The organism is Dickeya sp. NCPPB 3274 (assembly GCF_000406205.1).
Classification (GTDB): Bacteria; Pseudomonadota; Gammaproteobacteria; order Enterobacterales; family Enterobacteriaceae; genus Dickeya; species Dickeya fangzhongdai.
The window spans coordinates 4,379,836-4,395,284 of the sequence record NZ_CM001979.1; the positions used below are offsets into that span (position 1 = coordinate 4,379,836).

16 protein-coding genes are annotated in these 15,449 nt (G+C 59.0%); 5 read left to right on the forward strand and 11 right to left on the reverse strand.

Annotation, left to right across the window (positions count from 1 at the left end):
• Window positions 1–266 precede the first annotated feature (266 nt).
• From DXX3274_RS19500 to nifL, 4 genes are all read right to left on the reverse strand, one after another.
• Entirely contained in the window at window positions 267–779 is a 513-nt protein-coding gene (locus tag DXX3274_RS19500; protein ID WP_042861220.1) for a nitrogen fixation protein NifQ, read from the reverse strand.
• A complete protein-coding gene (nifB, locus tag DXX3274_RS19505) occupies window positions 779–2,176 on the reverse strand; it encodes a nitrogenase cofactor biosynthesis protein NifB (protein WP_042861221.1) in 1,398 nt (465 codons plus the stop codon). The genes DXX3274_RS19500 and nifB overlap by 1 nt, the downstream gene beginning before the upstream one ends.
• A gap of 176 nt (window positions 2,177–2,352) precedes the next feature.
• Window positions 2,353–3,924 (reverse strand): nif-specific transcriptional activator NifA, encoded by a 1,572-nt coding sequence (gene nifA, locus DXX3274_RS19510; protein ID WP_042861222.1) that lies wholly within the window; start codon window positions 3,922–3,924, stop codon window positions 2,353–2,355.
• On the reverse strand, window positions 3,921–5,450 hold the full coding sequence (gene nifL / locus DXX3274_RS19515; protein ID WP_042861223.1) for a nitrogen fixation negative regulator NifL: 1,530 nt from the start codon (window positions 5,448–5,450) through the stop codon (window positions 3,921–3,923). Before nifL ends, nifA begins: the two co-directional genes overlap by 4 nt.
• A 420-nt stretch (window positions 5,451–5,870) precedes the next feature.
• Between nifL and DXX3274_RS19520 the strand changes: the two genes are divergently transcribed.
• From DXX3274_RS19520 to DXX3274_RS24425, 3 genes are all read left to right on the forward strand, one after another.
• The gene (locus DXX3274_RS19520; protein WP_042861224.1) at window positions 5,871–6,401 is read left to right on the forward strand and encodes a flavodoxin; all 531 of its coding nucleotides are present in this window, start codon (window positions 5,871–5,873) and stop codon (window positions 6,399–6,401) included.
• 241 nt (window positions 6,402–6,642) lie between these two features.
• Window positions 6,643–8,007 (forward strand): DNA-3-methyladenine glycosylase 2 family protein, encoded by a 1,365-nt coding sequence (locus DXX3274_RS19525; protein ID WP_042861226.1) that lies wholly within the window; start codon window positions 6,643–6,645, stop codon window positions 8,005–8,007.
• A 50-nt stretch (window positions 8,008–8,057) separates the two neighbouring features.
• Window positions 8,058–8,600: a methylated-DNA--[protein]-cysteine S-methyltransferase gene (locus tag DXX3274_RS24425; protein ID WP_084478879.1), complete on the forward strand. Its 543-nt coding sequence runs from the start codon at window positions 8,058–8,060 to the stop codon at window positions 8,598–8,600.
• Here DXX3274_RS24425 and nifM read toward each other — a convergent pair.
• The 6 genes from nifM to nifU are packed head-to-tail and all read right to left on the reverse strand — an operon-like array spanning window position 8,521 to window position 13,280.
• On the reverse strand, window positions 8,521–9,315 hold the full coding sequence (gene nifM / locus DXX3274_RS19535) for a nitrogen fixation protein NifM (RefSeq protein WP_042861228.1): 795 nt from the start codon (window positions 9,313–9,315) through the stop codon (window positions 8,521–8,523). The genes DXX3274_RS24425 and nifM overlap by 80 nt on opposite strands.
• Complete coding sequence (locus DXX3274_RS19540) at window positions 9,287–9,757, reverse strand: nitrogen fixation protein NifZ (RefSeq protein ID WP_042861229.1); 471 nt, start codon at window positions 9,755–9,757, stop codon at window positions 9,287–9,289. Before DXX3274_RS19540 ends, nifM begins: the two co-directional genes overlap by 29 nt.
• On the reverse strand, window positions 9,741–10,010 hold the full coding sequence (locus DXX3274_RS19545) for a nitrogenase-stabilizing/protective protein NifW (RefSeq protein WP_042861231.1): 270 nt from the start codon (window positions 10,008–10,010) through the stop codon (window positions 9,741–9,743). The genes DXX3274_RS19540 and DXX3274_RS19545 overlap by 17 nt, the downstream gene beginning before the upstream one ends.
• Before the next feature lie 4 nt (window positions 10,011–10,014).
• Window positions 10,015–11,163 carry a homocitrate synthase gene (gene nifV / locus DXX3274_RS19550; RefSeq protein ID WP_042861233.1) on the reverse strand — a complete coding sequence of 383 codons (1,149 nt, stop codon included), beginning with the start codon at window positions 11,161–11,163 and terminating at the stop codon, window positions 10,015–10,017.
• A 12-nt stretch (window positions 11,164–11,175) separates the two neighbouring features.
• The gene (nifS, locus tag DXX3274_RS19555; RefSeq protein WP_050569908.1) at window positions 11,176–12,420 is read right to left on the reverse strand and encodes a cysteine desulfurase NifS; all 1,245 of its coding nucleotides are present in this window, start codon (window positions 12,418–12,420) and stop codon (window positions 11,176–11,178) included.
• Between the two features lie 32 nt (window positions 12,421–12,452).
• The gene (gene nifU / locus DXX3274_RS19560) at window positions 12,453–13,280 is read right to left on the reverse strand and encodes a Fe-S cluster assembly protein NifU (protein WP_042861235.1); all 828 of its coding nucleotides are present in this window, start codon (window positions 13,278–13,280) and stop codon (window positions 12,453–12,455) included.
• A 120-nt stretch (window positions 13,281–13,400) separates the two neighbouring features.
• Between nifU and DXX3274_RS24430 the strand changes: the two genes are divergently transcribed.
• A complete protein-coding gene (locus tag DXX3274_RS24430) occupies window positions 13,401–13,523 on the forward strand; it encodes a hypothetical protein (protein ID WP_256379565.1) in 123 nt (40 codons plus the stop codon).
• 142 nt (window positions 13,524–13,665) lie between these two features.
• Window positions 13,666–14,469: a glycoside hydrolase family protein gene (locus DXX3274_RS19565; protein WP_042861236.1), complete on the forward strand. Its 804-nt coding sequence runs from the start codon at window positions 13,666–13,668 to the stop codon at window positions 14,467–14,469.
• A 481-nt stretch (window positions 14,470–14,950) separates the two neighbouring features.
• On the opposite strand, the gene DXX3274_RS23120 is transcribed toward DXX3274_RS19565, so the two are convergent.
• Entirely contained in the window at window positions 14,951–15,430 is a 480-nt protein-coding gene (locus tag DXX3274_RS23120) for an Hcp family type VI secretion system effector (protein WP_071603991.1), read from the reverse strand.
• Between the last annotated feature and the right edge of the window lie 19 nt (window positions 15,431–15,449).

Consider the following 15,449-nt stretch of genomic DNA (forward strand, 5'->3'; position numbering starts at 1 on the left):
CGACTCGAAAATGATAAGTAAGAAAGATATTTAAAATAAATATATTTTTAAACGCGGGAGAAACGAAAGAGAATAAAACAGGAAACGGCAGGAAACCTTCCGTAGGACCGGTTGTCGTCTACGCGCCTCAAGATGAGGCCGCCAGTAACGCCAGCACCATGTTCAATAAAATAGCGCGCAGCTATCAGGCATCATTTACGCCTCATGGCGGGACATCGTCCAATGAAGTTATTCCGGCGCAATGAAGTTATTCCGACGCCATGAAGCTATTCCGGCGCAAAGCACAGCGACCATTCGCAGCAGTCGTCGCAACTGGGGGAGCGGCACACCAGTTCACCGTCCTGATGCAGGCAACGCTGACGGTAGAAGAATTTTTTCCAGCGCATGTTTTGATGGTTCAGCGCCACCAGTTCCGGGAAGCAATCGCTCATCAGCAGACGCAGCTCAGCGCGGGAATCCAGCCCCAGATCCTGCCACAGGTGATTGAAGCCCAGCGAGGCGCTGGCGATGATCTGATGCATCGGCGCGCCGTCCGCCGCCAGATAGCCGTACAACCAGCCGGCCAGTTGCGCCCGCTCTTCCCGCCGGGTCTGTTGCAGTTCGCTCATCAGCGACTGACGCTGATCCCGCGCGGCGTTCTCCCCCGGCGCGGGCCCGTTCAGCCGCTGTCGCAGCGCCAGCCAGGCGGCGTTATCCAACCCCATTTGCCGGGGGAAACAGGCCGCGCCGGTGTCATGTAACGCCAGCAGCCGCCGCAGCCAGTACTCCGCCCCAGCCATCAGGCCGCTCCCTGCGCACGTTCCCCGACGGGTTGCGCTTGCCGGCGCTCCCGCCACCAGCGACCCAGCACCTCGGCGATATTCTGCCAGGCGCCTTCCACGCAGGGCTGGATACCCTGCTGTTCCAGCTTCTGCCACGGCGCGTAGCCGATGCGGGCGCAGAACACCGCCTCCACGTCCGCCAGCAACGCCAGCATCGCCGCCATGCGATCCTCGCTGTCGGCAGGTTCGCAGTCATCGCTGCCGCGGCAATATTTGGGTGCAAAACGTTCGTTAACCAGAATCACCCCCGCGGCCGACAGGCTGTAAATTTGGAAGCGATCGGCATGGCCGAAATGGCAGTCGATCACCTCGCCGCCGGACGACGCCACCGCCACCAGACAGGCGTCCGGCTCTTCGGACTCGCCGCGCGAGGCGATACTGGCGTGCACCTGCGCGCGCTGGTGCAGCAACGGCAGGTAAGGCTGCGGCTCGGCAGGCAGCGACGACAGCCGAAACTGCTGGCTGCGGTCTTCGCCCAGCATACCGATAGCGTCGGCCCGGCACTGCTGGCAGTGCGCCATTTGCGGCATCGCCGCGCCGCACTGCGTGCGCGCCGCCGCCAGCGCCTCGGCGTCCGGCTCCGGCTGACCGTTGAGGCCGAATACCGTGCCGTGTTCCGGCCGGGCGATCAGCGGCATGATGTTGTGCAAAAACGCCCCCCAGCGCCGCGCCTGCTGGCTGACCTCAAACAAATGCCGATCGTTGATGCCGGGGATCAGCACCGAGTTGATCTTCACCAGCACGCCGTTTTCCGTCAGCCGCCGGATCCCCTCCTGCTGGCGTTCCAGCAGGATCGCCCCCGCCTCGCGCCCGGTATAGCGATCGCCGTCCAGCCACAGCCAGGCGTAGATCCGCGCCGCGATATCCGGATCGAGCGCGTTGACCGTCACCGTGACGTGATCGACGCCGACATCCAGCAGCCGATCCACCGCCTCCGGCAGCATCAGGCCGTTGGTGGACAGGCACAGTTTGAGATCCGGCAACTGTTCGCGCAGCAGCGTCAGGGTGCGAAAGGTGCGGGCGAGATTCGCCAGCGGGTCGCCCGGCCCGGCGATGCCGACCACCGACAGTTGTGGAATGACCGCCGCCACCTGATGCGCTTTCGCCACCGCCTGCTCCGGCGTCAGCAATTCGGACACCACGCCGGGGCGGGATTCGTTGCTGCAATCGTACTTGCGGTTGCAGTAATGGCATTGCAGGTTACAGGCGGGCGCCACCGCCAGATGCATGCGGGCGTAGTGATGGTGCCCGCTCACCGAGTAGCAGGGGTGATGCGCCACCTTGCTGGCTTGCAATGGGGTAAAACGGTCGGTCTGGTCGGAACGGCAGCCGGATGCGGAAGAGCAGGATGTCATGGTTATGGCCTATCAAAGGATGGAGTCATACCCGGAGAGTGCAAGCGCCATACCGTATAGCCAAAAAATTTATTACTTGAAAAACAAAGTGATAATAAAGAAAACCGCCGAAGCGGTTTGTCGGGATTGCGGCATTCGGCCGACAATGTGCCACATGCCACAATCCCATCGTCCGGTTACAGACGGTGCATATTGATGTCCATAATCTGGATGCGATAGGCCACCTGCCGCGGCGTCATCCCCAGTAGCCGCGCCGCCTTGGCCTGTACCCAGCCGGTTTTCTCCAGCGCGGCGATCAGCCGCTGGCGTTCATCCAGATTCTGATCAAGCCAGCCCTCTTCGGCGGCGGCCGGCGGCGTCGGTTTGTTCATCATCGGCGCCGCGTCGTGGTGGTTAAACAGGATGACGTCGCGGTCGATCAACCCGGTGTCGGTCATCACCGCCGCCCGCTCCAGACAGTTTTCCAGCTCGCGCACGTTGCCCGGCCAGTTGTACCCCATCAGCAGGCGGATGGCGCCGTCGCTGATACGCAGCGACCGGCCCTGATGCGCGGCGATCTTCTTCACCAGAAACTGCGCCAGCTCGACGATATCCTCCTGCCGTTCCCGCAGCGGCGGCAGCGACACCGGCATCACGTTCAGCCGGTAGTAGAGATCTTCACGGAAATGACCGGCGCGCACCTCCTCCTCCAGATGGCGGTTGGTGGCGGCGATAATCCGCACATTGACGCGCAGGGTTTCGTCGCCGCCCACCCGCTCCATCTCCCCTTCCTGCAGGATACGCAGCAGCTTGGCTTGAAACGAGGCGCTGCTTTCGCCGATTTCATCCAGAAACAGCGTGCCGCCGTCCGCCAGTTCGAAGCGCCCTTTACGCTGACGTACCGCACCGGTGAAGGCGCCTTTTTCATGGCCGAACAGTTCGCTTTCCAGCAGGTTATCCGGCAGCGCCGCGCAGTTGAACTTCACGAACGGCGCCGCCGCGCGCGGCGAATTGTAGTGGATGGCGTTCGCCACCAGTTCTTTACCGGTCCCGCTCTCGCCGCGCACCAGCACCGTGGTGTCCCAGCGTGACACCTGACGGATGATCTCCATCGTCTGGCGCATCGCCGCGCTTTTCCCCACCATGCTGTCAAAACCGAACGGCCGCGGCGTTTTACAGGCGGCCGGACGGCTCGCTGCCGACGGCGATTCGCCGTCGTGTCGGGGGGCGCGCATCAGCCGCACCGTCTGCACGATCAGGCTGGCTACCGTTTCCAGAAAACGGGTGCTGGCCGGCAGGCGTTCCTCGTAACGCGCCATCGGCTGGGCCGCCAGCACGCCGATCGGCTGTTGTTCAATGCCCAACAACGGCACGCCGATAAACGGCAGCTCGTAGTCATACAGATTAAGCCGGTCGAGAAAACGCTGATCGTCCGCCACGCGCGGCAGCGCCAGCGGCTGACGCTGGGTCATCACCGTGCCCACCAGCCCTTCGCCCGGCCGGTAACACACCTGGCTGCTGCTGGACAGTACCCGCTCATCCTCGCAGTACAGCGCTTCCACTCTCAGCCCGCCGCGCTGCGGGTCATACAGGCAAATCATGCCGTGCTGCATGAAGGCATCATCATGCAGCACCCGCAACACCGCCTGTAACGCCTGCCCGACGTCGGTGGCCCGGCTCAGCGCCGCGCTAATACGCTGCACCGCCGTAAACTGCTGAGACAAATCAAAACGCCATACGACGTTCCCCGTATCGGGTGCCTGTGTCATTTTGAGCCTCCTGTCAGTGAAGTGGAGAGTCTGGTTAATGGAGCGGAGAGTTCCGTTAGTGAAGCAGATAGAGGGAAACGCAGCGCCAGACAGGTACCGCCGCCTGGGCGGGAAGTCAGGTCTATCGCCCCCTGATGATGCGCCACCAGCGTCTGGATCAAACGCAATTCCATCCCTTTGCCCGGCGTGGTGAGCGCGGTCTGAGTACTGACGTAGCGCACCTGCTCCAGCGGCACATTGTCTTCCAGATACAGCGCCAGCCAGTCGCCGTCCTGACGGGCGAACAGATGCACCGAAAGCGCGAAAGGCCGGATTTCTCCCGCCAGCGCCAGCGTGCGGTCCAGCCACAGACTGAGGCAGGCCAGAATCTGGGTACGCTGCCCGAACCCGGTCAACTGCGGCGTGTCCAGTTCGCAGCGCAGCTGGTCGCCGTCGGTAAAACGGGTGTGATACAGCGCGGCCAGATCCTCGGCCAGCACGCCGAGCGGCCAGTCCGCCGCCGGTTCGAAATCCAGCGACGGGCGGCAGGCCTGCAACCGCGCCACCGCCTCCTCGCCTTCACGCCAGGCGGATTCCAGCGCCACGTTGCTGCGGTCCGCGCCGTTAAGCCGACGGGCGGCCGCCAGCATGTTGAGCGGGCAATTGAGCTGAATCAGCGCCGCATCCAGCGACTCGCGGATCGCCGCCAGCAGCTTGCCGTTGGTCATCTGCTGTTTGAGGCGATCGAGCCGTCCCTGCTGTTGTTGCTGCTGCTGTTCGGTGCAGTCGCTGATGACGATCAGCGTGCGCGGCAGCGCGGTGTCGGTGAAATAGCGGCTGGCTTCCTCATTGACGCCGGGCAGCGCCCAGTAGCCGAGCGTCAGCCAGCGCACCGCGCCGCGAATGGTGACCGGCAGCGCCGTTCCCTGCTGCAACGCCGCCTTATTGGCCGGGTAATCCAGCACCGCCAGCAGTTCGCGGCCGCCGCAGTCGGCGCACAGCGTCTTGTAGGCCAGGTTATCCATGATCACCCGATCCTGCTCGTCCACGACTACCACTGCCGCCGGGATATTGTTCAGCACCGCAGTGATCATGGTCATGTGGTTGCGCAGCCGCTGTTCCAGCGCATAACCGGCGCTGATGTCTTTATGCATGCCGAGGTAGTGCTCCACCTCGCCGTGGGAATTGAAAATCGGCGTGATGTCGATTTCCGCCAGATACAGGCTGCCGTCGCGGCGGCGGTTAATCAGCTGACCGCGCCAGGCGCGCCCTTGCAGCAACGTCTGCCACAGCGTCTGATACACCTCGGTCGGGGTCTGCTGGCTGGCGAGAATGCGGTGATTCTGCCCGAGCAACTGCGGCAGGCCGTAGCCGGTCAGGCGGCAAAACGCCGGGTTGGTGTACACGATATTAGCGTGCGGGTCAGTCAGGGAGATCGCCACCGACGACTGTTCCACCACGGTGGAAAACAGCGACGGATGCTGTCGGGACAAATGGCTGGCGATTTCGCCCAGCGGAAAAGATTCCGTCATCAAATGCATGGACATGGGGTGGCTCCCTTACAGTGTGGCGGCGGGGATGTCGGCTTGTCGACAATTTGTCGCAGGCTGCGACACCCCGTCCGGCTGGCGAATAACGGAGAATAACCATGCAAACAATGCACCTTTTATTGATTAAGCGGACTAAACATTGATCCGGATCCCTGTTTTGCCGCCCAAAACCGTCAATCCCTGTTGCCATGCGCCCTGCCCATGAAAAACCGCCGGTTTGTCAGTACAAAAAAAGCACAATAAAAGTGCAGCAGTGCGCCATCAATGTGCAGAAAAATCCATATTGCACGCCGACCAAAACTGGCACGAGATTCGCAAATGGCAAGTGAATGAACGGCCTGATGCATCCTTCACGGAGGGCTGTTTTTGTTTTCATCACCTGTCTTTTGTTTTCATCACGTAATCAGGAGCACCGCTATGGCGAACATTGGCATTTTCTTTGGCACCGATACCGGCAAAACCCGCAAGATCGCCAAACTGATTCATCAGAAACTGGGCGAGGCGGCGGACGCGCCGGTCAACATCAACCGCACCTCGCTGGAAACCTTTCTGTCCTACCCGGTACTGCTGCTGGGCACCCCGACGCTGGGCGACGGTCAGCTACCCGGTATCGACGCCGGTTGTGAAAATCCGTCCTGGCTGGAATTTGCCGATGAACTGGCCGGCACCGATCTGAAAGGCAAAATCGTCGCGCTGTTCGGGCTGGGGGATCAGCAGGGCTACCCGGACAATTTCGCCAGCGGGCTGAAACCGCTCTACGACGTGGTGACCGATCTGGGCGCGCGCGTGGTGGGCGACTGGCCGAGCGACGGCTACGAATTCAATACGTCCGCCGCACTACAGGAAGACCGCTTTGTCGGCCTGGTGCTGGATCAGGACAACCAGCACGACCTGACGGAACAGCGCCTCGACAGTTGGCTGGCGCAAATCAAGCTCGCCATCCTGTAACGCCCATTCTATTCCCCGCCCAATAACCACCCGGCCTTTCCCGCGCATCGGAGAAAAGGTCGGGTGCATCCGACCAAAAAATCACTAATCATTTGATTTTTAAAATCAAAAAATATCCACTTTGATTTTTTTGTGACATAAATCACATTTTATTACCAAGACCACTATCCTGTTCCGAAACGCGGAAGATTGGGGAACGCTTTTGCGGTTTACTGAAGGCCGGAATTCAGGGGAGAACCACATGAACGATACCGTGCTGACCACATGGCAACAGGCGAGAATCAGCCGCGATCCGCGTTTTGACGGCACCTTTTTCGTCGCCGTCAAATCCACCGGTATCTTCTGCCGCCCCATCTGCCCGGCGCCGTTGCCGCTGGAGAAAAACGTCGTTTACTACCGCACCCGCACCGAGGCGATTCAGGCCGGTTTTCGCCCCTGCCTGCGCTGCAAGCCGGAATACGCGCCGCGTTTCGCCGAACTGGACCGCAAGCAACAACTGCCGGTGCGCATCGCCGCCGCCATCGACAGCGGCGAACATCTGCTGTCGAAGGTGGAGCAGATTGCCGCGGCCCACCATCTCTCCAGCCGCTACCTGAACCGGCTGTTCCGGGAGCATTACGGCTGTTCGGTGAAGGAATACCAGAACATCGCGAAGATTTTTTTCGCCAAAAAGCTGTTCCAGAGTTCCAGCCTCAGCATCACCGACATCGCCGCCTCGTGCGGGTTTAACGGCCTGAGCGGGTTTTATCAGCTTATCGACAAGTACCTGAAAACCACGCCCAAACGGATGATGCTGTCGCCATCGGACAGCCGGGATAAGGCGGAACACATCAGGCTGCGCCTCCCGGTCGGCGGCCGCTACCACTGGGATTATTTTCTGGCTTTTCAGTCCCGGCGGTTGATCGACGGCGTGGAATGGATCGAGGGCGCGACTTACGGCCGCCGCTTTATCCTCAACGGCGAGAAGGGATCGTTTCAGATACGTCCGGCGACCGGCGGGTTTGACGTGACGATCGCGCTAAGCCGCCTGACGCTGTTGTCTCAGGTGCTGGAGCGGATCCGCAACATGTTCGATCTTAACGTCAATATCGACGCGATCGAGGACCAGTTGCGTCAGGCTTATCCGGCATTGCCGATCGCCTCCGGCATCCGCATTCCCGGCGTGTTCTCGCCGTTTGAAGCCGCCATCCGCGCCGTTTGCGGTCAACAGGTGAGCGTCGGTGCCGCGACTACACTGCTGAACCAACTGGTGTCGCTCTGCGCCATCGAGGAAGACGGCCAGCGTTACTTCCCTACGCCGGACCGCATCACCCCGGAAATTGTTGAGCAGTTGCGCAGCATGCGGTCGAAAAAAACCACGCTGGTGAACGTCGCTGACTGGTTCTGCCGCCACGACATCAGCGACATCGATCGACTCACCGAGGTTAAAGGCATCGGTCGCTGGACGCTCGACTATCTGAAACTGCGATCGCTCAACGATCCCGATATCTGGCTGGGCGGCGATCTGGGCATCCGCAACGCCGTGCGTCAGTTGGGAGAGATCGACCCGCAACGGGCGGCGCCGTGGAAAAGCTACCTGACACTTCATCTGTGGAACACGCTGTAAACATGCAACATGTGGTGAAAAAATATTCTGTGGAGGAAAATCGTGTGAAAATGGCGACGCAACAACTGGACTGCCCAGGCAGCTTTCCCTGGCGCTACGCCGACGTCACCGCGGCAAACGGCTGCGTGACCAGCGTTCTGTTCAGCAACGAGCAAAAACCCACCCGGCCGGATGCCGTCACCCAAGCCTGCTGCCAGCAGTTGCAGGCGTATTTCGCCGGGCAGCGCGCCACCTTCGACCTGCCGCTGCATCAGGACGCCACGCCGTTCCGCCAGCAGGTCTACGCCCGGCTGCTGGACATAGGCTACGGCGTTACCCGTACCTACCAGCAAATCGCCGCCGCCGTCGGCAATCCCAACGGGTCGCGGGCGGTAGGCATGGCGTCGTCCAAAAACCAGATATCCATCATCGTGCCCTGCCATCGGGTGATCGCCACCTCCGGCGCGCTGACCGGTTACGCGGGCGGGCTGGCGACCAAGCAGTGGCTGCTGGAGCACGAACGGCGTTATGCCGTCAGCACGGCAACAACGTCTGCAACCATTGGCGCTGGTGCTGACGCTGGCGCTGTGCCCGCAGATAATCGCCCGCTTTAGCCAGCGCCTCCGCCTCCGGCAGCGGCGCGGCCGGGCGAATCGCCTCGCAGCGCAGCAGGTGCAAGCCCAGTTCGGTTTCCACCGGCTCGCTCAGCGTTCCCGCCGCCAGCGCAAACAGGCAGCGGTCGAGCGCCGGAAACAGTAAGCCCTGGCTGACCCAGCCCATCAACCCGCCGTCCAGCGCGGTTGGGCAGTGAGAATGCCGCCGCGCCAGCGACTCGAAACGCTCCGGATCGGCGCGCAGCTGGCGCAACAGCGCGACCATCTGCTGCCCGACTGCCGGGCGATTATCGTCGACGGTCAACAACAGGTGGCGGGTCAGCCGCTGCTCCGGGCGAAAAAACCGCCCGGCGTGTTGTCGGTACCAGCGCCGAATCTCGGCCTGCTCCGGTTCGCCGGCCTGCGCGCCAATGCTCGCCAGTTGCAGTTCCATCACTGCGTGATGCAACACGATGGTCTGTTGCTCGTCGGTGGAAAAACCGGCGCGGGTCAGTTCCTCCACCAGTTGCTGCGCCACCTGCTGCAACTGCGCGCTTGTCGCCGCCAGCGACTGTCGACGGGCCGCCGTCACCACCGCGTGCTCCAGCGCCAACTGGCGCAGCAACTGACGCTCAAAGCGCGGCCGTTCCGGCTCAGGCAGTTGCTCCGGCAGACAATGCCAATGGGTCTGCGCCAGCCGCAGGCGGCTAAAGCGCTGCCAGGCCGGTTGCGTCATTCGGGGCCGCCTCCAGGTTATGCAACGCCGATATCGGCACCTGAAACTGCCGCTCGCCGAACAGTACGATGCAGCTGTCTCCCCGTTCGCCCTGCGCCGTCGCCAGCACCTCGCCCTGCTGGCCCATCGCCACGACGATGTCGCCATTGATCGCCAGCGGCTGCGTGCTGCACACCCGATCGCCGTACTGAAAATCGCCCGCCAGCCAGGGCTGATCCGCGTCGATCAGTTCTGACTCGCGGCAGCCGACGACCCGATCCCGATCGAGAAAATGCACCTGATAGACTATCTGATCCTGCAGGAATACCCCCCACTCGCGTACATAGCCGACACTGCCGCGCCGTACCAGCAGTTCGCCGCGCGCCCGTCCGACGAACGTGCCGTCGTTGCGCAGCGCGCGCACTACCCGCACGGCATCGCCGCATTCAAACCTCGGCGTCATCGCGGCCTCCATTCACCCAGTGTTGATAGCTCTCCGCCAGCAGCCGCCGCGCTAACTGCCAGTCAGCATTCGGCGCATCGTCCAGCGCGTTGCGCAGCGGCACCGCTGTCGTCAGCCGACGGTGAAACTCACGCAGCACCGGCACCTGGCACCGGCTCAACCGGTCGGCGTCGTACGGTACCTCAAAAAAGGCAAAAAAAGCGTCGGCGCCCTGTAACGCCTGTACTCCCGGCAAACGGTAGAACCACTCCATCGCCTTATCCCCCCTGACAGCGCAACGCCCGATCGTCGCCAAACAGATCCTGATAGATCTGGTGCAATTCGGTATCCCGCGGGTTACGTTTGCCGTTTTCCGCGAACACCCGCACCGCGTCGAGCAACGTGTCGACCTGCTGCGCGTCCAGCCCATAGCCCAGACGGGCGAACACGCCGCCCACCGCCTGACGGCCGGAATGCTTGCCCAGCACCAGCCGGAACTCCCGCCCCATCAGGTGCGGATCGATGCCCTGATAACTTTCCCGATCGTGCAGCAACGCCGCCACATGCACCCCGGACTCATGGGTAAACACCTGCTCTCCCACCAGCGGTTGCTGTACATCAATGGCGCGCTGCGCGGCGTTCGCCACCAGGTGGCACAACGCCGGCAACTGCGCGAAGCGGATGCCGCTTGAGCGCCCGAGGCAGCGCTGCAACCCCAGCGCCACTGGCTCCAGCGCCGCGTTGCCCGCCCGCTCGCCCAGCCCCAGCACCGTGGTGTTGACGTGGGTGGCCCCCGCCCGTACCGCCGCCAGCGTGTTGGCGGTCGCCAGCCCCAGATCGTTATGGGCATGCATCTCGATCTCGCCGGGCCAGCACTGACGCAGCGCCTGAATCCGGTCATAGGTGGCGAACGGATCCAGCACTCCCAGCGTATCGGCGAAACGTAGCCGCTCCGCGCCCGCGACCTGCGCCGTCTGCGCCAGCTGGCGCAACGCCTCGTCGCCGGCGCGCGAGGCGTCTTCACACCCGATGCTCACCCGCAGCCCGCATTGACGCGCCAACGCAATCAACGCCGCCAGCCGGGGCAACAGCACGGACAGCGGCTGGCGCAGTTTCTGCTGTCGCAGCCTGTCGGACGACGGCACCGAAATATCCACCCAGTCCATGCCCAGATCGGCGCTCTGACGAATTTCGTCCTCGTTCATCCGGCACCAGGCCATCATCACGATGCCCGGCAGCCGCCGTCTGACCAGCGCCATACGTGAACGTTCTTCCGCCCCCATCGCCGGCGTGCCGACCTCCAGCTCCGGCACCCCCGCCTCCGCCAGCGCCTCGGCAATCGCCAGCTTTTCGCTGGCGCGAAATGCCACACCGGGGCTCTGCTCGCCGTCGCGCAGCGTGGTGTCGTTGATGATCACCTGCTCCATCGTCGGCGCTCCTTAACCGTAGGTCGGCGCGAACGCCGTCCCGGCCAGCGCCGCCGGTTTGTCCTGCTGCCAGTAAGGCGACAGCGTTCTCAGCCGGGCGATAATCGGCGGCAGTTGTTCAATCACATAGTCGATCTCTTTTTCGCGGGTATAGCGCGACAGCGAGAAACGGATGCTGCCGTGGGCGGCGGTATAGGGAATGTCCATCGCCCGCATCACATGCGACGGCTCCAGCGAGCCGGAAGTGCAGGCGCTGCCGCTGGACGCGGCGATGCCGACATGGTTCATCAGCAACAGGATCGCTTCCCCTTCGATGAATTCGAACGCCATATTGAGGGTATTGGGAGTGCGCGGCTGCCCGTCGCCCATCACCATCACGCTGGGAATACGGCGGGCCAGTTCATGCTGCAAGGTGTCGCGCAGCGGCGCCACGGCCGCCGTCATCATCGGCAAATGCACCTCCGCCAGTTCGCAGGCGCTGCCCATGCCGACAATACCGGCGATATTTTCCGTACCGGCTCGACGGCCGCGCTCCTGATGCCCGCCGCGCAGCAGCGGGCGAAAGCGGGTGTTGCGGCGCAGATACAAGCAGCCCACGCCTTTCGGGCCGTGGATCTTGTGCGCCGAGCACGAGAGCATGTCGATATCGGTGGCGGACAGCACGATCGGGATCTTGCCCACCGCCTGCACCGCGTCGCAGTGGAACAATACGCCGTGCTCATGCGCCAGCGCCGCCATCTCCGGCACCGGGAACAGCACCCCGGTTTCATTGTTGGCCCACATCACGCTGACCAGCGCGACGCGATCGCTCAGCAAACGACGGTATTCCGCCAGATCCAGCGCGCCCTGCGGCGACACCGCCAGCCGATGGATGGTATAGCCCTGCCGCGCCAGATGCTCGCACACCTCCAGCGTGGCCGGATGCTCCACCGCGGTGGTGATGATTTCGCGCCGTTCCGGCGCCAGATTCACCGCGGAATAAATCGCGGTGGAGGTGGCTTCGGTGGCGCAGGAGGTAAACAGGATCTCGCTGTCATAGCGCGCGCCCAGCAGGCTGGCGACCTGTTGGCGCGCCCGTTCCAGCGCGCCGCGGCACGGCGTGCCGAAATCGTGAATCGACGACGGGTTGCCGTAGTGTTCGGTCAGAAACGGCAGCATCGCTTCCAGCACCATCGGGTCAAGCCGGGTGGTGGCGTTATTGTCCAGATAGATTTTTTTGTCTGGAGCGCTTTTTTTGTCCGGATAAACGTTGTTCATGGTTGTGTTCCTCATGCCTGTCTGTCTGACGGTTATGCCGCCACCACGTCCATATACTGCCCGGTGCGTTCCACCAGCTTCTGCTGCAGCCAGGCCAGCGTCATGTCGGTCATCATGCAACCGCTGCAACTGCCGGACAGGCTGACTGTGACCTGACGCTCGCTGACATTCACCAGCGACATATCGCCGCCGTCGGCCTGAATGTGCGGCCGCAGCTCCGCCACCGCCTCCGCCACCTGTTGCCAGCGCGCATCCTTCACTACCATCGTCGCCGCCGCCGGCGTCGCCTCGTGCTCGCTCAGGATCTGCGCCAGCGCCAGTTCGATCTTTTCATGACAGGCGCTGCAACCGCCGCCCGCTTTGGTGTAGTTGATCACTTCCTGCAGCGTCGTCAGGCCGTTGGCCACCACCGCGCGGCGGATCTGCCCTTCATCCACCGCAAAGCATTTACAGATCAGCGCCCCTTCCTCGTGATCGTCCTCCAGCGTTTCGCCACGGTAGTTGGCGATCGCCACCCGTAGCGCTTCCTGACCCATCACCGAGCAGTGCATTTTTTCCGGCGGCAGGCCGTCCAGATAGTCGGCGATCTGCTGGTTGGTTACCTGCTCCGCTTCCCGCAGGGTGCGGCCGATGATCAGCTCCGTCAGCGCCGAAGACGACGCGATGGCGCTGCCGCAGCCGAAGGTCTGAAACCCGGCGTCGAGGATGGTCTCGCTGTCCGGATCGACGCGCAGCATCAGCCGCAGGGCATCGCCGCAGCTGAGCGAACCGACGTCACCCACGGCGTTGGCCTCCGCCACCACCCGTGCGTTGCGGGGATTAAAAAAATGGTCTTTCACTTTCTCGGAATAGTTCCACATCTGCTCTGCTCCCTACTGAATGGGTGAAAACACCGGGCACCCAGCCGCCCGGCGCTCACCCGCGTTGCGTGATCTGAGTAAGCAAAGTCAGAGCAAATGTGATGCCAGTCACAGAAACAAATGCAGATCAACGAGATAGCGGCGATAGCTGCTAAGAAAACCGCGACGAATGTCGCGGTTTATGTCGGTTTTGTCAGAGAGGTGACATTAGTCAAAGGCGATCCTTACGGCACGGAAGCCTGACAGCAGGTAAATAGATTCACGCTAATGTATATTCGAATTGGAAAATTATTTAACCATTTTAATTTCAAAAAATATTATTTATGATATAAGATCATCTAATTAGATGATGAAGGAGAAATGAATTTTTTCATAAGGAGATGGTATGGATACTATTGAGTCATCAGTTGGCCTTGGTGGTATAAATAGAAAAAATGATGTTACCACCGTACAACTATTACTGAAGAAAAGTGGTTTCCCATATTTACGCGTGGATGGGATTTGTGGAAGAAACACAAAAAGAGCAATTATTGCGTACCAAAAACACTTTCATTTTTCTCCCTATGGAATTATAAATCCTGGCGGAAAAACTATTGAAAACCTTACATCAGAATCTCATGAAGACTCTTTACCTAATCCTCATGGTTCAACCGGAATAAACCCTAGAGGCGAAAGGAAAAGAGCATCCCTGATGTCTCCCAGCTCTCAATGCATTCATTTAATGAAGCAATATGAAAAACTAAAAACCAAACCCTATGATGATCAAACAGGAAGAGAAACAACATATTGGAAGGTAGGTGCTACAATAGGCTACGGACATTTAATTAGCGAAAATGAATTTGAAAGATATAAGCAAGGAATAGCTATTTCAGAAGCGGACATGTTATTCTCTCAGGATCTTAACAGATTCATACTCGCGGTTAGAAATTTTGTTAAAGTCGATATAACTCAAAATGAATTTGACGCAATCGTCATGCTGTCCTTTAATATTGGAATAAAAGATAGACAGAGACACAGGGGGCTATATTACTCAACCGTATTAAAAATAATAAATGGTGAATCATCCGAGAACATAGATAACGCATGGATGAGATATACAATATCTCAGGGACACCAAATGCGAGGGTTGGTTAATAGAAGAAGAAGCGAACTCAATGTATATCACAAAGGTATCTATGTAAAATTATGAAAAATATAATTATATCTATAATCGCAGTCATTATTTCCTTCAATGCATTTTCTAAAGAAGAAACTCTCCCATTTTTTGAAGGAAAAACATATGATATTTATCTATCCTATGGTAATTGCTCTCAGCATGAGATCGAGTGCAGTGATATAACATATCATTCAAATTAAACAAAAAAAATAAAAGCGAGCTAAATATAAAAGGAAAGACATTAAATATTGGACCATCAAAAGACTTCAGGGGATATATATTTAAAAACGGATCATATACTTATACACTCACCCCCTCTCCAGAAGCAGATAATTATGATGACAGCATATGGTTCCTGGATGTCTATAAAGCAACAGATAATGGTGACAAGCCTATCTTCAGAGAAAAAGGAAGAGTCTCTGATTAGAAAATATGGGGAAATAACAAGGATAATTACTCTGCCGTAAAAGCCTGTCATTACAGGCTTTTACTAAAAAATAAATATTAATTTAAATCAAAATTGACCATCATTCCATATACTATACCCTGATGTACCTGCAGTCTTATGGGTCCATGCTATAGTGTTATATCTGAGCATGATAACTTCATATGGCAGAGAGTCACTATCATTTAATGAATGTGGATAGGTCGCTGATACCTCAACAACTCTGGCGTCAGTAAGTTTTAATTCATAAAAAACTTCTAGTTGCCCAGCTTGGTTTGTCCGATAAAAGAAAAAAGTAGCAGTAAGCGACTCATTTGATGTAACAGAAACACCAAGCAAAGGAGAAGATTTATCTATCGGTTTAATTAACTGTATAGGGTGATGAGCCACATTCTCCTCTCGGGTTATCGTATGATTTAACCCCAGTACCTGTATTTGGTCTTCATGTCCTTTCTGATAACGATTACCAATAGAATCAAATGTTGAACACCCCGAAGAAATCAGCCCTTGCTGATTACCTTCCAGAGTCAGATAAATAACATGTGACATTGATTACCATCCTTGTGAA

Coding starts and splice junctions, on each gene's coding strand:
- DXX3274_RS19500 (WP_042861220.1), bottom strand. CDS start 779: ATGGCTGGGGCGGAGTACTGGCTGCGGCGGCTGCTGGCGTTACATGAC.
- nifB (WP_042861221.1), bottom strand. CDS start 2,176: ATGACATCCTGCTCTTCCGCATCCGGCTGCCGTTCCGACCAGACCGAC.
- nifA (WP_042861222.1), bottom strand. CDS start 3,924: ATGACACAGGCACCCGATACGGGGAACGTCGTATGGCGTTTTGATTTG.
- nifL (WP_042861223.1), bottom strand. CDS start 5,450: ATGTCCATGCATTTGATGACGGAATCTTTTCCGCTGGGCGAAATCGCC.
- DXX3274_RS19520 (WP_042861224.1), top strand. CDS start 5,871: ATGGCGAACATTGGCATTTTCTTTGGCACCGATACCGGCAAAACCCGC.
- DXX3274_RS19525 (WP_042861226.1), top strand. CDS start 6,643: ATGAACGATACCGTGCTGACCACATGGCAACAGGCGAGAATCAGCCGC.
- DXX3274_RS24425 (WP_084478879.1), top strand. CDS start 8,058: ATGGCGACGCAACAACTGGACTGCCCAGGCAGCTTTCCCTGGCGCTAC.
- nifM (WP_042861228.1), bottom strand. CDS start 9,315: ATGACGCAACCGGCCTGGCAGCGCTTTAGCCGCCTGCGGCTGGCGCAG.
- DXX3274_RS19540 (WP_042861229.1), bottom strand. CDS start 9,757: ATGACGCCGAGGTTTGAATGCGGCGATGCCGTGCGGGTAGTGCGCGCG.
- DXX3274_RS19545 (WP_042861231.1), bottom strand. CDS start 10,010: ATGGAGTGGTTCTACCGTTTGCCGGGAGTACAGGCGTTACAGGGCGCC.
- nifV (WP_042861233.1), bottom strand. CDS start 11,163: ATGGAGCAGGTGATCATCAACGACACCACGCTGCGCGACGGCGAGCAG.
- nifS (WP_050569908.1), bottom strand. CDS start 12,420: ATGAACAACGTTTATCCGGACAAAAAAAGCGCTCCAGACAAAAAAATC.
- nifU (WP_042861235.1), bottom strand. CDS start 13,280: ATGTGGAACTATTCCGAGAAAGTGAAAGACCATTTTTTTAATCCCCGC.
- DXX3274_RS24430 (WP_256379565.1), top strand. CDS start 13,401: ATGCAGATCAACGAGATAGCGGCGATAGCTGCTAAGAAAACCGCGACG.
- DXX3274_RS19565 (WP_042861236.1), top strand. CDS start 13,666: ATGGATACTATTGAGTCATCAGTTGGCCTTGGTGGTATAAATAGAAAA.
- DXX3274_RS23120 (WP_071603991.1), bottom strand. CDS start 15,430: ATGTCACATGTTATTTATCTGACTCTGGAAGGTAATCAGCAAGGGCTG.